The 447-nt window shown below is 42.7% G+C and carries 1 protein-coding gene; it reads right to left on the bottom strand.

Annotated features, from left to right (window positions below):
- A partial coding sequence (locus CALK_RS11735; RefSeq protein WP_162146753.1) for an integrase core domain-containing protein occupies positions 1 to 407 on the bottom strand: 407 nt, incomplete at its 3' end.
- Positions 408 to 447 lie beyond the last annotated feature (40 nt).

Below are 447 nucleotides of genomic sequence, written 5' to 3'. Positions count from 1 at the left end.
TTTATCCAGACATCAGCAGGAATTTTCCTCAGTGCTGGTGTTCCTTTCACGAACCGTTCCGGGGTTCGTTCTCTTGCTTTTTGTAATGCCTCCAATCGTATGTTATACACTTTTTTCCATGTTCCGTAATGCACCTGTTCAGGGGTAAACATCTCTATTCCACAATGGTAGTGTTTTGTGTTGTACCATGTAAAAAATCTCCTGCAATGTGCCCTGGCATGTTCAACACATCCAAATCTTTCAGGAAAATCAGGGCGATATTTTAATGTTTTAAAAGCAGATTCTGAATAGGGATTATCGTTTGAAACATGCGGTCTGGAGTGGGTTTTAGAAACTCCTAAATTTACGAGCAACTGAGCAACCGTATCAGACCGCATTGAAGAACCGCGGTCAGCATGCAGGGTCAATGTATCCGGGGTAATATTCTGCCTGAAGGCGGTCTCTTTT

The sequence above is a fragment of the Chitinivibrio alkaliphilus ACht1 genome, from assembly GCF_000474745.1.
GTDB classification, from domain to species: Bacteria; Fibrobacterota; Chitinivibrionia; order Chitinivibrionales; family Chitinivibrionaceae; genus Chitinivibrio; species Chitinivibrio alkaliphilus.
This window is presented reverse-complemented; position numbering and strand designations above follow the sequence as displayed.